This window comes from Arthrobacter sp. 210 2 (assembly GCF_059093025.1).
On sequence record NZ_JBNHIE010000001.1, the window covers coordinates 226,151 to 240,394 of the forward strand.

General features: G+C 68.7%; 14 protein-coding genes. 10 read left to right on the plus strand and 4 right to left on the minus strand.

Going from position 1 to position 14,244, the window contains the following annotated elements:
- Window positions 1–286 precede the first annotated feature (286 nt).
- The 3 genes from AC5RWA_RS01065 (at window position 287) to AC5RWA_RS01075 (ending at window position 3,176) form a co-directional block, all read left to right on the plus strand.
- On the plus strand, window positions 287–1,642 hold the full coding sequence (locus AC5RWA_RS01065; protein ID WP_494056202.1) for an energy-coupling factor transporter transmembrane component T family protein: 1,356 nt from the start codon (window positions 287–289) through the stop codon (window positions 1,640–1,642).
- 65 nt (window positions 1,643–1,707) lie between these two features.
- A complete protein-coding gene (gene nth, locus AC5RWA_RS01070; RefSeq protein ID WP_275727018.1) occupies window positions 1,708–2,502 on the plus strand; it encodes an endonuclease III in 795 nt (264 codons plus the stop codon).
- On the plus strand, window positions 2,499–3,176 hold the full coding sequence (locus tag AC5RWA_RS01075; RefSeq protein ID WP_494056203.1) for an NUDIX hydrolase: 678 nt from the start codon (window positions 2,499–2,501) through the stop codon (window positions 3,174–3,176). The genes nth and AC5RWA_RS01075 overlap by 4 nt, the downstream gene beginning before the upstream one ends.
- Before the next feature lie 91 nt (window positions 3,177–3,267).
- On the opposite strand, the gene AC5RWA_RS01080 is transcribed toward AC5RWA_RS01075, so the two are convergent.
- Both AC5RWA_RS01080 and AC5RWA_RS01085 read right to left on the minus strand, forming a co-directional pair.
- The gene (locus AC5RWA_RS01080; protein ID WP_079597563.1) at window positions 3,268–3,459 is read right to left on the minus strand and encodes a YegP family protein; all 192 of its coding nucleotides are present in this window, start codon (window positions 3,457–3,459) and stop codon (window positions 3,268–3,270) included.
- 149 nt (window positions 3,460–3,608) lie between these two features.
- Window positions 3,609–5,327: a bifunctional 3'-5' exonuclease/DNA polymerase gene (locus AC5RWA_RS01085; RefSeq protein ID WP_494056204.1), complete on the minus strand. Its 1,719-nt coding sequence runs from the start codon at window positions 5,325–5,327 to the stop codon at window positions 3,609–3,611.
- A 130-nt stretch (window positions 5,328–5,457) separates the two neighbouring features.
- On the opposite strand from AC5RWA_RS01085, the gene ssd reads away from it, so the two are divergent.
- The 7 genes from ssd (at window position 5,458) to AC5RWA_RS01120 (ending at window position 10,885) form a co-directional block, all read left to right on the plus strand.
- Window positions 5,458–6,660, plus strand: coding sequence for a septum site-determining protein Ssd (gene ssd, locus AC5RWA_RS01090; RefSeq protein WP_494056205.1), 1,203 nt, complete (start codon window positions 5,458–5,460; stop codon window positions 6,658–6,660).
- Window positions 6,657–7,916, plus strand: a complete 1,260-nt coding sequence (locus tag AC5RWA_RS01095) for a TadA family conjugal transfer-associated ATPase (RefSeq protein ID WP_494056206.1) — start codon at window positions 6,657–6,659, stop codon at window positions 7,914–7,916. The genes ssd and AC5RWA_RS01095 overlap by 4 nt, the downstream gene beginning before the upstream one ends.
- Window positions 7,917–8,089: 173 nt before the next feature.
- Entirely contained in the window at window positions 8,090–8,749 is a 660-nt protein-coding gene (locus AC5RWA_RS01100; protein WP_494056207.1) for a hypothetical protein, read from the plus strand.
- Window positions 8,746–9,357: a type II secretion system F family protein gene (locus AC5RWA_RS01105; RefSeq protein WP_494056208.1), complete on the plus strand. Its 612-nt coding sequence runs from the start codon at window positions 8,746–8,748 to the stop codon at window positions 9,355–9,357. The genes AC5RWA_RS01100 and AC5RWA_RS01105 overlap by 4 nt, the downstream gene beginning before the upstream one ends.
- A gap of 219 nt (window positions 9,358–9,576) precedes the next feature.
- The gene (locus tag AC5RWA_RS01110; protein ID WP_494056209.1) at window positions 9,577–9,927 is read left to right on the plus strand and encodes a DUF4244 domain-containing protein; all 351 of its coding nucleotides are present in this window, start codon (window positions 9,577–9,579) and stop codon (window positions 9,925–9,927) included.
- The gene (locus tag AC5RWA_RS01115; RefSeq protein WP_494056210.1) at window positions 9,924–10,436 is read left to right on the plus strand and encodes a TadE family type IV pilus minor pilin; all 513 of its coding nucleotides are present in this window, start codon (window positions 9,924–9,926) and stop codon (window positions 10,434–10,436) included. Before AC5RWA_RS01110 ends, AC5RWA_RS01115 begins: the two co-directional genes overlap by 4 nt.
- Before the next feature lie 65 nt (window positions 10,437–10,501).
- Window positions 10,502–10,885, plus strand: coding sequence for an Rv3654c family TadE-like protein (locus tag AC5RWA_RS01120; RefSeq protein WP_494056211.1), 384 nt, complete (start codon window positions 10,502–10,504; stop codon window positions 10,883–10,885).
- A gap of 119 nt (window positions 10,886–11,004) precedes the next feature.
- On the opposite strand, the gene AC5RWA_RS01125 is transcribed toward AC5RWA_RS01120, so the two are convergent.
- A complete protein-coding gene (locus AC5RWA_RS01125) occupies window positions 11,005–13,392 on the minus strand; it encodes a DEAD/DEAH box helicase (protein ID WP_494056212.1) in 2,388 nt (795 codons plus the stop codon).
- 88 nt (window positions 13,393–13,480) lie between these two features.
- A complete protein-coding gene (locus AC5RWA_RS01130; RefSeq protein WP_494056213.1) occupies window positions 13,481–14,173 on the minus strand; it encodes a GNAT family N-acetyltransferase in 693 nt (230 codons plus the stop codon).
- Between the last annotated feature and the right edge of the window lie 71 nt (window positions 14,174–14,244).

Consider the following 14,244-nt stretch of genomic DNA (forward strand, 5'->3'; position numbering starts at 1 on the left):
AGACTAATGCTTGCCCGGACATACATGTGTGCCCTGTCACAGACGTACCCGCGAGCGGCGTCCATTAAGCGGTGAATGGTTGGGCCCGCCGTCGGGAGGACGCCCCCGGCGGCGCCGTTCAGCTAGTGATCAGCCCGGCTGTTGACTAGGCTGAAATGGAATTGTGACTTCACTTCGGACCGCTGTGGACAGGCGCAACTGCGCGTGGCCGCGGCGGAACCGGTGTTACGACGGCACGATATCGGGGCCATGCCGGCCCCGGTGCCGCCACGCTAAGGAGAACAGAATGAACCAGCAAAGCTTTGGCCAGAAGACCGGCCCCGATACCGCGGCAGGTTCCGGCGCCGCCGGACCCGCCACCGGGGCAGGCCAGCAGGCCACGTCCGAAGGGAAGCCGGCAGGCCTTGCCAAGGACGCCAACCAGGCAGTGCTCGGTCCGTTCACCGTGCGGGACCTGGCCGTGTTTGCCGCCACCCTCATCCTGTTCATCGCTTCGCTGCTGCCCATCTTCGGCGGCCGCTACAACCTGTGGAACCTGAACAACCTCTTCTTCCTGGGATTGGGCATCATCCTTCCCCTCATCGTCAGCGCCCTTTTTGCCGCGCGCAGGCTGGCACCCGCCACCAAAATCCGCATCGGCTCCCTCTCCATCGACCAGTTCGCGTCGGTGGTGGCCTGCTTCGCCGTCGCCTTCTTCTTTTTGTCCGTGGCAGGCGCGTACGTGCCCAGCCTGCTGGTGGGCCTGATCGGCTCCCTGATCCTGTTCGCTGCAACGGTCCTGGGCCGCTTCCTGCCGTATCTTTCGGGCGACTTCAAGGACCGCGCTGAAGTGCCGGCGCATGTGGTGGCCCGTGAGGCGGCCGCCCCGGTCCAGAAGCCCCGTGCACCCAAGCAGCCCAAGCCCGAGTCCGCGTCCAAGCCCGGCGGCGGGAAGCTGCTGGGCGCTGCCGGTGGAAAGCTGTTCGGCGGTGCCGGCGCCGGATCCTCGGCCGTCCAGCCCGGACCCACCCATCATGCACCGGCCACTGCCGCCGTTCCCACGGCAGCCGCGCCGCATTCACCTGCTACCGCCGCCGTCCCATCCGCCGGCGTCGCTGCCGCGGGCGGACCCGCCGCCGGTGGTCCTGTATCCACCGCCCCCGAAGTGTCCGACCGGGCGCCCGAAGTTGACGCCGGCCCGCCAACCCAGGCAGCCGACGTCGTCCGTCCCGCCTCCGCGCCTGCCGCAGAAGAGACGCAGTTCGGGGATGTGCACGTAGGTGCCGGGGCAGGCGGTTCATCCGCGACGTCCCATCACGACGGCGGCGCGCAGCCGGCTGCCTCCGCGGCGAGGAGCACGTGGGAACCGCCGGCGGCAACTGCCGTCCATCAGCAGGTCCGCTCCGAGGAACCCATTGGGGCCACCGTGGACCCTGCCAGCCGGCACGACGAATCGGACGAACTGCCCATCCATGAGGCGTTCTGGTTCGCTGTGGCCCAGCATCGTACCGCCTATGACCCCCGCACCGGGGCCCCGGCCTTCGTTATTGAGCCGGGCGGGTGGGTCCTTGCCCTTGAGGACCGCGGCCACGAGTTCCTGGTCCAGCACACCGACGGGCGGCTGGGCGTCCTGCGGGACCTCAGCAACATCGAGCGCGGCTAACACCAATGGCCGCGCCCCGGGCCAAAGCCGGCGGAGGGAAGGCTGCTGCCGGCCAGGCCGCCGGCATGCCGGTGGTTTCCTCCGAGTCGGTGCTCGCCCTGAAGCGGCGGGCGCGGCGCATCAACAGGGCGTTGGCCGAAAAGTACCCGTACGCACACGCGGAGCTGGATTTCACCAACCCTTTCGAGCTGCTGGTGGCTACCGTGCTCTCGGCCCAGACCACGGATGTGACGGTCAACCAGATCACGCCGCTGCTCTTCCAGAACTACCCGGATGCGCGGGCCATGGCCGAGGCCGACCCCTCCCGGCTCGAAGAGATCATCAAGCCCACCGGCTTCTTCCGGGCCAAGTCCCGAAACCTCATCGCACTGGCCACCCGGCTGGTGGACGAGTTCAATGGCGTGGTGCCCGGCCGGCTCGAGGACCTTGTCACCCTTCCGGGGGTTGGGCGCAAGACCGCCAACGTGGTGCTCGGGAACGCGTTCGGCATCCCCGGCATCACGGTGGACACCCACTTCGGACGGCTGGCCCGCAGGTTCGGCTGGACGCAATCGGAAGACCCCGTGCAGATCGAGTCTGACGTGGCCGAACTCTTCGAGCCGAAGGACTGGACCATGCTTTCGCACCGCGTGGTGTTCCACGGCCGGCGCGTCTGCCACTCCCGGAAACCGGCGTGCGGGGCGTGCCCGGTGGCCAACTGGTGCCCCAGTTACGGCATGGGCGAAACGGATCCGGTGAAGGCGGCCAAACTCCTCAAGTACGAGCTCGCACCCGGCAGCGAGGCGCTGTTGGCGGAGCTGCTCGCTGAAACCCACCGTGCCGCCGAAATCAGGATGGCCTCCCGGAAGCGGACCCTGTGAGCGCCCGCGAAGACCTTCTGGAACTGGCGCGCCGGGCCGAATCCGGGTCAGCCGCCGCCCCTGACCCCCGGTGGGCTGCCCTGACGGTGGACGAGGAGCGGGCGCGCAAGGCCGCCGTCCTGATGCTCTTCGGCGCGCTGGACGATGTTCCCGCGGCCTCCGGCAAGCCGCTGGCGCCCGCCGACCTCGATGTGCTGCTCCTGGAACGGGCCCACACCCTGGGATCGCACCCAGGGCAGGTGGCATTTCCCGGCGGCAGCATCGATGCCAACGAAACTGCCGTTCAGGCAGCGCTCCGGGAGGCAGTAGAGGAAACCGGCCTTGACTCAAGCGGGGTCGAAGTCCTGGGCACACTCCAGCAACTCGGCCTGGCGCACAGCAACTTCCTGGTGACACCGGTGCTGGGCTGGTGGCGGTCCCCGTCACCCGTGCGGGTGGTGGACTACGCGGAATCCGCGCAGGTTTTCAGGATCCCCGTCCGGGACCTGCTGGACCCGGACAACCGTGTGATGGCCACCGTCCACCGGGCCGGCCGGACCTTCGACAGCCCCGCCTTCACCGTCAACGGCGTGGTGGTATGGGGGTTTACCGGGATTGTCCTGAGCGGGCTCTTCGACCAGCTTGGCTGGTCCGTTCCGTGGGACCGGAACCGCCTGCATCCGATGGGGGTGTAAAGAGTAAGGGAGCCACGCGCGCCTTTGAGCGCGGCTGCCCGGTCTGGTGCGGGCGCCCGTTATGGTGCCGGGCGCCCGTAAAACTCCAGGCTTAGGCTTGCTGCTGCCGCAGGTCTACCACTACGCCTGTTGCTGCGTTCTCCCGCATCGCCTTGATGCCGTCAACCAGCGTGTTCAGCGACTTGAAGTTGGGTGAAACGGCAACAATGTTGCCTTCAGCGTCCGTGAGCCGCAGCCGGTACGACTCGTCTCCAACTCGATGAATTTCAAACCTGCCCGCCATATGCCGGACCTCCCCTGGGTATGCGTCTTTGCATCATCTTTGGCGCCGATCTGCCTCAGTCACCGGTATGAACTGTAACCTCCGTCACGCTGCCCGTCGAGCTACTGCCGGGTAGGTTACTTTCCCTTAACTGAGGACCGCGCGGCCAGTTACTTTGCGTGGTCGTAGGAATCAACCACGGCCACGCTGACCGGAAACTCAACCGGGATGGGGCCGAACAGCAACTCCTTGGCTGCGCTGGCCGCGTCTTCGATAGCCTTGATGCAGGCGTCCACTTTCTCCGCCGGTGCGTGGACCATCACCTCGTCGTGGAGGAAGAAGACCAGTTCGGCACCCACGGTGCCTTCCGTGCGGAGGCTGCGCAACCGTCGTCGTAATTCGGCAAGCCAGCACGCCGCCCAGTCTGCCGCCGAGCCCTGGACCACGAAGTTCCGCGTGAAGCGGCCCCGGGACCGGGCAATGGACTCCGCACGGCGCTGCTCCTCCGCCGTGGTGGAGCGCTGGCTCTGCAACCATCGCTCCGACGGCGGCGGACTGCTGCGCCCCAGACGCGTGGTCACGGTGCCGCCTGACTCGCCGGCGCGCGCCGCGCGTTCCACGAAGTCCACCGCACGCGGATAGGTCCTTGCCAACTGGGGCATCAGGCGGCCGGATTCGCCCGAGGTGGCGCCGTACATGGCACCCAGCAGGGCAACCTTCGCCTTCGCCCGGTCACCGCCGAACCCCTTGGCGGCGATGCCTGCATACAGGTCCTGGTCCCGGGCAGCCTCAGCCATGATGGAGTCCCTGGCCAATGCAACCAGCACGCGCGGCTCCAGCTGGGAGGCATCAGCGACGATCAGCTTGTGGCCCGGATCGGCGTGCACGGCACCGCGGACCTGGCGGGGGATCTGCAGTGCACCGCCGCCGCGGGAGGCCCAGCGGCCGGACACCACCCCGCCCACCACGTATTCGGGCCGGAACCTGCCGCCGGCAACCCAGGCATCAAGCCACGCCCAGCCGTTGGCGGTGTGCAGCCGGGACAGCTTCTTGTACTCCAGCAGCGGCCCGATGGCCGGGTGGTTCGACTCTTTCAGCTCCCACTTCCGGGTGCTGTTCACCTCGATTCCGTTGCGGTGCAGGGCGCGCATCAGGTCCTGCGGGGAATCGGGGTTCAGCGTGGGCGAGTTCAGCAACTCCCGGAGCTCCGAGTTCAGCGCCTCCAGCCGGGCCGGCCGCTGGCCCGCGGGCGGGCGTGGCCCCAGGTACTCAACGAGGATCTTCTCGTGCAGATCCTCCCTCCATGGGACGCCGGTATGCTGCATTTCCGCGGCGATCATGGCGCCGGCGGATTCAGCGGCCAGCAGCAGCTGCAGCCGGCTGCGCCGGTTCTCCCCGGTGTCCACCGCCGCCAGGGCATCCTGCTGGGCGGCGTATTCGGACCGGAGTTCGTCCGGGGTGTACCGCGGTGCGGGACCGGTCTCGGGTTCGTCGAACAGGGCGCCCTGCTCAGCCGGCGGACGGGGCGGCAGGAGCGCCTTTGGAGGGAGCAGCGGATCATCCACTGGCATCGTGACGGCGTTGCGCGCGTATTCGGTATGGGCGGTGAACTGCGAAAAGGCCAGGATGTTCCCACAGAGGCTGATGTCGTAGCACCGCTCCAGCTCCACGCCGGCCGCGAGCAGGTCCGGATACCAGTCCCGGGTGCGGTGCCAGATCCAGCGGGGCGGCTGCCCGCCGGGCCGCCTCGTTTCCAGATCGCGGACGACGGCGGCCAGGCCGCTTCGGTCCACAAGGCGCGGTTCGGGGTTGGCTGGCTGGGGGAGTCCGGCCTGCGTCAGCTCCTGCAGGGCCACGCCGTCGGGGTGGGCGGCGAGCAGCAGGTACATGGTCCAATTGTGCCCTGTTTTCCGGGGGCCCCGCTGACGGTGTGGCCTCGGCCTGGCTGCCCCGTTGGGCTTTTCCACATAGCGGCCGTGATCCCTTACGTGGCTTCGGCCGGCAGTGAAGAGTGGCCCCATGAGCAGGCACCAGTTGACCCCTTCCCACACCGAGCAGGGCAGTTCCGGCGGCGGAAAGCTGCGGCCTTCCGGGGCGGGACAGCAGGGAATATTCAGTCCCGGTGAGGCAAGTCCAGGGGACAGGGCCGATTCCTGGCTGCCGGAGGGTTCCGATGACGTGCTCCTGGTGACGTCGTCGGCGTTTCTCCGGGCCGAGGTGGAGCGGATTGTTGCCGCCGCCGGAGCGCATCTTCGGGTCGCGGCTGACGCTGCCGGGGCCAGCAGGTACTGGGACGGGGCCGGCGCAGTTCTGGTGGGGAGCGACATCCGCGAGCTGCCCCCGCGGCGCCGGGCACCCGCGGTCCTGGTGGGCCTCGACGGTGAAGGCGACAGCCTGTGGCACCTCGCCGCAGCCTTGGGGGCAGAACGGGTTGCCGTCCTGCCGGACGCGGCGGCGTGGTTGGCTGACCACCTCAGCCGGTCCAAATCGCCCGGCCCGGGAGGGTTGGTCCTCGGCGTGACCGGCGGGTGCGGCGGTGCCGGCGCAACCACTACTGCCGTTTGGATAGCGCAGGCAGCGGCAGGCCTGGGCGTCCGCGTGCTGCTCGTTGACGGCGATCCCTGGGGCGGCGGCCTGGAACTCGCCATCGCGGCAGAGGAAAACCCGGGGCTGCGCTGGCCCGATCTCGCCGAGGCGAGGGGCAGCATCGACCCGGCACAGCTGTCCGACTCCCTGCCCGTAGCCGGGGGTTTCTCGTTCCTGTCATGGCCCGCCAGCAGGGACCAGCCGGCTCCGGTGGCCACTGCTACCACCGTGGGAGTTCTCGACGCTGCCCGGCGGGGCTATGAACTGGTGGTGGTGGACATCGGGCGCAGGACAGAGCCGCTGCAGGCCTTTGCCTGGGACTGCGACCGGATTTTGCTCGTGGTTCCCGCGCAGCTCAAGGCAGCCGTGGCGGCCGTGCGGCTGCTGCAGGAGTTTCCGCCGGTTGAGGCTGCCCTCCTGGTCCGGGGGAAACCCGGCGCAGCGCTGGACGGCTCGCTGCTCTCCGACGCGATTGGCCTGCCTGTCCAGGGCCGGGTGCCCGAACTGCGCGGTGTGGCCGCAGCCACGGAATCCGGGCGGCTCCTGGACCTCGGCAAGCGGCGGGGCGTCCGCCACTTTGCCGCGTCGGTCCTTGACCTGCTCGGTGACGATATGCCGGTGGGCGGGCCGGCATGAGGCAACAGCCCGGACTGGAAACAGGTTTGGGCGGCCGCAGGCGGGACGGCCGCGAGCAGGATTTCCGCAGCAGGCGCAGCGTGGACGCCGGCCTTCTGGAATCAGTCCGCGAGTCCATGATGGCGGAGGCCGGGGCGGTGACGCCATCGCGGGTGGCCGCCGCTGTGCAGGCCACCGGCAAGCTTTTGGGCACCGCCGGTTCCCTCGCTGCAGCGGAACGGATCAGCGCGGAACTCAACGGGCTGGGGCCGCTGCAGGAACTCACTCGGGATCCTGCCGCCACGGACATTTTCGTCAACGCTCCTGATTCCGTCTGGGTGGACAGGGGCCGCGGCATCGAGCGGACGCCGGTGGTTTTCGACAGTGAAACCCAGCTGCGGGCACTGGCCTGCAGGCTGGTCGCGGCGGGCGGGCGCAGGCTGGACGACGGCTCGCCCTGCGTGGATGTGCGGCTGGCAGGCGGCTACCGCGTCCACGCCGTGCTCCCGCCGGTCTCCACGGCGGGGACCCTGCTCAGCGTCAGGATCCGGCGGGAACGGGTGTTCACCATGGACGAACTCGGCACGGCCGGAATGTTCGGCCCGCAGATGCAGGCTGTCCTGGAGAGGGTCGTCGAGCACAGGCTGAGTTTCCTGATCAGCGGCGCCACCGGATCCGGGAAGACCACCTTGCTCTCCACCCTGCTGGGCTTGTGCTCCCCGGAGGAGCGGCTGGTCCTGATCGAGGACGCGTCCGAGCTGAACCCCGTCCATCCGCATGTGGTGTCCCTGGAATCCCGCCACGGGAACCTTGAAGGCGGCGGCGAGGTGGACCTCGGCGAACTGGTCAGGCAGGCCCTGCGCATGCGCCCTGACCGGCTGGTGGTGGGTGAATGCCGCGGCGCGGAGGTCCGGGAGCTTCTGACTGCCATGAACACCGGACACAGTGGCGGGGGCGGAACAATCCATGCCAACACTGCCACCGCTGTTCCGGCCCGGCTGACAGCCCTGGGCGCCCTGGCCGGGCTGGGTCCCGATGCCGTGCGGCTCCAGGCATCCAGTGCTCTCGACGTGGTCATCCACGTAGAACGGACACGCCGGGGCCGGGAGGTAACGTGCCTGGGCCTGATCGGTGATGGTCCAGACGGGCTTTCTGTGGTCCCGGCGCTGGGAACGGCTGCGGGCGTTCCCGGGCCGGGGGTTGCCGCGCCCGGTGTTGGTCCGGCGTGGCCCGCACTGGCAGCCCGGCTGGGACTGGACCCGGAGAGTCTCGCGTGATTTTCCTCCTGGCCGCGGCCCTGTGCCTTGCTGCGGTGCTGTTGCTCAAGCCGCCGTACGGGGCTCCGGGCCGGCTGCGCCGTGCCGCAGGTCAGGGTTCGGCTCCCGCATCCGCTTCCATGGGAATGCGGATCTTTTCGCGGGCCAGGCCTGCAGCCAGGAAAGGGAGAACGATGCGGGGGTCGCCCATGACCCTCGTGGTCCAGCAACTCGCGGCGCTGCTCAAAGGCGGGCGGACCCCTGCCCGGCTGTGGGACGAACTGTGGGTGGTGTACGGGGCTCCCGGCCACGAACAGCCACCGCACCTGCCCGCATCCGCGGCGCCCCGCTTCCCACCATCCCCGCGGCAGCACCCCTCCGGCGCGTTGTCCGCCGGGTCGATCGCCGTGCTCGGCTCTGCCCGCGCGGCGGCGGCCGGGGGCACCCCGGTATCGGACGCAATCCGGCGGACGCTGCCGGCCGCGCCTGCCGGCGGGGACCGGGAGACCCGGATCTGGTCGGAGCTGGCCGCCTGCCTGGACATCGCCGAAGCAAGCGGATGTCCCCTTGCGGACGTGCTCACCCGGTTCGCCGCCCAGCTGGAAGTGGAGGACGACGCCGACGCAGCACGGCAGACCGCACTCGCTGGTCCCAAGGCCACGGTGAGCCTCCTGACCTGGCTTCCACTCATGGGGCTGGGGCTCGGAGTGGCGCTGGGGGTGGATCCGCTCGCCATCCTGCTCGGCACACCCCTCGGGCTGGCAGCACTGGCAGCCGGCGTCGCGCTCACCGTGGCCGGAAGGGTCTGGTCGGCGCGTCTCGTGGCGGCGGCAGCCGGCGCTGGGGTGCCATGACCGGGAACTACGCCCTGGCCTTGGCCGTCTTCCTGGTGCTCGCCGCAGCTGCCTGCCTCGTTTGTGCCGGACCCGGGGCGGCAAGGAAGCGCCTGCGCAGCCTGCCTCTGGCCGGGGACGGGGCTGGGCGTGTGGAACAGACGGCGGGTGCCACGCGGAACCGGGGAGGGCCCGGTCTCAAGGACACGGCCATGATGCTCGAACTGGTCGCCGCGATGCTTGACGCAGGGTCCAGCATTGGGCGCAGCCTTGAACTGGTGGCAGCCTCGGCTTCGGCCCGGTACAGCGATTCGCTCCGGCCTGTTGTCTCAGCCCTGGCCATCGGCGCCGACTGGGACACCGCCTGGCGCAGCTCGGCCGTTCGCCTTCCCGAGATCCTCGAACTGCGCGATGCCCTGGGATTTGCTGCACTGACCGGTGCACCGTCGTCGGCCATCCTGTACGCCCAGGCCGCCCGGCTCCGCCGCGAACGGTTCCGGGCCGTTGAGAAGCGCGCAGCCTCACTGGGGGTGAAGCTGGTGGTTCCGCTGGGCCTGTGTTCGCTTCCGGCGTTCATCTGCCTGGGCGTGGTTCCCGTGCTGCTGGCCCTGGTTCCTTCCGGTTCCTAAATCCTTGCGGTTCCTGAGCTTCCTTCCGGTTCCTAAACGCGGGCCCCGGCCCATCCCGGCCCGCTGTCCGGTCTTGTCCTCCACACCAGCTTGTCCTCCACACCAGCGCAGCGGCCGGGCTTATCCACTTAGCGCAGCAGGAGCCTTACCGCGCCAGTGGGGGACCGGAAGAGTCGGTACAGCCGGCAACACCACCGGCCCCAGGAAAGGAAACACCACATGTCCATGAACCACCACCGCCGCTACTTTGCCGGATCTGCCGTTCCCGCCGCTTCCAGGCCTGCTCCCGGGGGACACAGCGGCAGCCGTAGCCGCAGCACGGGGCCCCGCCGGACGGAGGGTACCCTGCCGGCCAACGTCGTGGAGCTCTACCCGGGCGCAAGCCTGGCACCGAGCAGCGGCCGCGCCGTGCGCCTGATGGTCTCCGAAGCAGGCATGGCTACAGCGGAATACGCAATCGCCACGCTCGCGGCCGTGGGCCTCGCCGGGCTCCTGGTCTTCATCCTCCGAAGCGACGAGGTCCGCGGCTTCCTGCTGACACTCATCCGTACAGCCCTGGCGCTGCCGTGACCATTGCGCCCGTGCCACTGCGGGGCCGGAAGCTCCTCATGGGCCGCGGAAGCCGGGGAATCCCCACAGCTGTGATGTCCGGCGGAAGGAACGCTGATGATTCCCGTGGCGCGGTAACCGCCGAGTTTGCTGTCGTTCTACCCGCTGTCGTTGCTCTGCTGGCCATGCTCCTGGCAGGTGCCGCTGCAGGCGTCACCCAGCTGCGGATTGAGGAGGGGGCACGGGCCGGCGCCCGCGCCCTCGCCAGGGGTGAGGATCCTGCCGCTGTCGAAAGGACAGTCCGGACCTTGGCCGGCGGCACGGCATCGGCCTCGATCGCGGCCGAGGGCGGCTGGTTCAGCATCACGGTCACCGACCGGGTGGGTGGGCCCTTGGGTTCCTCGATTCCATGGACCCTGACCGCCCGCGCTTCCACCCGGAGCGAGACCGCCACCGCGCTCCAGGCCGCCGCGCTTAAGGTCGACGTGCTCCAGGTCGGCGTGGCCGCTGATCGCGAGGATGGGACGTGACCGGTGGATGCCTGGCCTATGTTCCGTTGCCTGATTGGAGAACGAGCCGGAGCAGGAGGGCTGCCGTGCGGAGCGGGGTGCACGAGCCGTGGGCCGGGTTGGAGGAGGATTCCGGTGAGAGGGGTTCCGGAACTGTCCTGGCCGCGGGCCTGGCACTGGTGGTCATGCTGGTGATGGCCATGATGCTGCTCCTGGCCCAGTCTGCAGTGCTGGCCAGTCGGGCAGCTTCGGCCGCTGACCTCGCCGCCCTTGCCGGAGCTGATGCGCTGCGGGGCATCACCGACGGTGAACCCTGCACGGTGGCAGCTGAGGTGGCTGCCCGGCACGCGGCCGCCGTCCTCAGCTGCGCGGAAGGCGCAGGACAGATCCTCGAGGTCAGGACAGAGCTGAGGGAGCGGTCCATGCTGGGCCCGGCAAGCGGCCATGCCCGGGCCGGACCGCCGCCCTAGCATCCGCCCGTCCTAGCCATGAACCTCTCTTGGCCGGACACTCCACCTTGGCGGGCTCCCCACCTTGGCGGGCACCCAACCCTGGCCTGACGGGTCGCCACCGGCCAAACACTCTGTCCCTAGGCGGGCCGGATGCCGGCGCTTGGTTCGGCGGCTGGGGTCTTTTCGGTCGCGTCCTTCAACAGGACGTCCAGGAGGGTCACGGCAGCGTCCTTGTCCAGCGGGTTGTTCTTGTTCCCGCATTTGGGGGACTGCACGCAGGACGGGCAGCCGGATTCGCACTCACAGGCTTTGATGGCATCCCGGGTGGCAGCCAGCCACACCTTCGCCTTGTCGAAACCCCGTTCAGCAAACCCCGCGCCGCCGGGGTGCCCGTCGTACACAAAGATGGTGGGCACTCCGGTGTCGGCGTGCAGGGCCGTCGAGACACCGCCGATGTCCCACCGGTCGCTGGATGCCACCAGGGGGAGGAGCCCGATTGCCGCATGTTCGGCCGCGTGCAGGGCACCGGGAAACTGGGCTTCGATAAGGCCGGCTGCTGTCAGGGACCGGTTGTCCACCACAAACCACACCGCCTTGGTGAACAGTTCCCGGGCACCGAGCTCCAATGGTTCCTCGCCCAGGATTTCGTTGGAGATCAGTGCCTTGCGCTGGAACGAGATCACCTGGGTGGTTACCTTCACGTCCCCGAAGTGGACTGTGATGTCGCCCCACTGCATGGTGCGCTGGGTTTCCAGGACCTCGATCTGGGTAACGTCCCGCGCGGTGGTGTAGTAGTCGGGGTTGGCCCGGCGCACCACCACGCAGTGGTCGTCCTCGTTCAGGTCCTCCACCACATAGCTGTCGCCCTGGTGGATGTACACCGCGCCGTTGTGCGCCTGGTAGTGGGTCTGCGGCGAATCCATGGTGCCGAGGAGGGAACCCGTGTCCGCGTCGACAATGCTGACGGGACCGCCGCCGTCGGCCCGCAGGTTGACCATGGCAGCGGCGCTCTGGGAATGCGTCCAGAACCACCCGGCAGGCCGCCGTCGAAGGTAGCCCTGTGCCACCAGCTTGTCCAGGAGCCCTTCCGCCGTTTTGCCGAACAGGTCCAGCTCGCCCGGGCCCAGCGGTAGTTCCGCGGCGGCGGCGCACAGGTGCGGACCCAGCACGTAGGGGTTGGAGGGGTCGAAAACGGTAGCTTCAACGGACACGTCGAAGATCGCCTCCGGATGGTTCACCAGGAACGTGTCCAGGGGGTCGTCGCTGGCAACGAATGCGGCGATGGCCTCCTGCCCGGCCCTGCCGGCCCGCCCGATCTGCTGGAAAAGGGAAGCCCGGGTTCCGGGCCACCCTGCCACCAGGACGGCATCCAGTCCCGAAATGTCGATTCCCAGCTCCAGCGCGGAGGTGCTGGAGACTCCCAGGAGCCGGCCGGACCGCAGGGCTTTCTCCACCGCACGGCGCTCCTCCGGGAGGTAACCGGACCGGTAGGCGGCCACCCGCTGCGGCAGGCTCGGGTCCACCTCGTCCAGCAGGCGCTTGGTGATGGAGGAGATGGTTTCGGCCCCGCGGCGCGATTTGATGAAGGCAATCGTGCGGACCTGGGCGGACACCAGGTTGGCCAGCAGGTCGGCTGTTTCGGCCACCGCCGTGCGCCGTTCCTTGGCACCGTTTTCGCCCCGGACCTCGGTGAGGGCAGGTTCCCAGAATGCCACCGTGGTGGCACCGTGCGGCGAACAGTCCCGGGAGACCGCCCTGACCGGTGCGCCGATCAGCCTGGAGAACGAGGCATCGGGATCGGAGGCGGTGGCTGACGCGGCAATAAACACGGGTTCGGGGAAGGACGAGCCGGCTCCGTAGTAGGCACAGATGCGCCGCAGCCGCCGCATCAGGTTGGCCACGTGGGAGCCGAACACACCGCGATAGCTGTGGGCTTCGTCCACGATCACATAGCGGAGGCGGCGGAAGAACCCGGCCCACCAGGCGTGGTTGGGGAGGATGCCGAAGTGCAGCATGTCGGGGTTGGCCAAGATGAAGTTGGCGTGGTCCCGGATCCAGCGCCGGGAGGCAGGGTCCGTGTCGCCGTCGTACGTTTCCGCCCTCACCGTGGGCAGTTTCAGAGCCCGGATCGCGTTCAGCTGGTCGGCGGCCAGCGCCTTGGTGGGGGAGAGATAGAGGGTGACTGCACCGTCGTCGTGAATCTTGCCGGGCTCGGCGAGGACGCGCAGTTCCGAGCGGTGGATGGCATCCAGCGCAGGCAGCTGGTAGGCCAGCGACTTTCCGGACGCCGTTCCCGTGGCCACCACCACATGTTCGCCGCCGTGGGCGATGTTCGCCGCTTCCACCTGGTGCCGGTACGGCTCCTGGATGCCCAGCGAGCCGTATGCCGCGGCCACATCAGGGTGCAGCCAGTCCGGCCACGGCTCGTACAGGGCGGCGCGGGCCGGGATGGTGCGGACATGACGGAGCTGTTCCGGATCCGGGCCGCGGCCCAGCAGGGGAATCAGGGAGTCATGGGGGTTCACCCCAACATTGTTTCACCCGTCACGGAGCCAGCCGGGCCGGTTCGCCCAAGGGGTAACCCGACCGGCTGGATCTGCCGAAGAAGGAGGGTCAGCTCAGGGAAAGGTCGGAACCGTCATGGGATGCCGACAGCATCAGGACCCGCGAGACAGTGCTCCAGCCCAGATGGGAATACAGCTTTTGGCCGTCAATGGACGCCAGCAGCAACCCGGTCTCCACGTCGTGTTCGAAGGCCTGCGCAGCGAGGGCCCGCATGATGAAACTGCCCAGTCCGCGGCGCTGGAACCCCGGTTCGGTGATGATCTTGTCGAACACCGCGGTATCGCCCACCACGAACACCCGGCCGCTGGCGGCCACAGTGTCGCCGGAGCGCACTTCCGCATAGTGGACGTGGTTGTGCTCGGACAGGTACAGCTTCAGGTCGTCGTCCGAAAGCCACGGGTCCTCGGCGTCCTGCGTTTCCATGTCCACGATCATCATGGTTTGCGAGTCGGAGGTGACGTTCAGCCCGTGCTGGCGGGCCAGCGCGGCGTAGCGGTCGACGTCGTTGGTGAGGATGGTCAGCACCCGGGCGGGGACCTCGGCAGTCTTGGCCGCCAAGGCCGCGAACTCTTCCGGGGTTGGATCGGAGGCGAAGAATTCCCATTCCCCGCTGGTGTCGGCCCGGAGCGCAGCGGGGAAGCGGCCCTCGGTGGACGTCTGGTATCCGCGGCAGCCGGCCCAGCCGGCCACCCACACTTCAAGAAGGCCTGTGATGTCTTCAATCATGGTTTCCGGGCTCATGACTGAACACTAATCCAGCCCGATCGCCAGCAACAGTGGGCGGCGGAGTGCTTATGCAATCGTGATGCAGG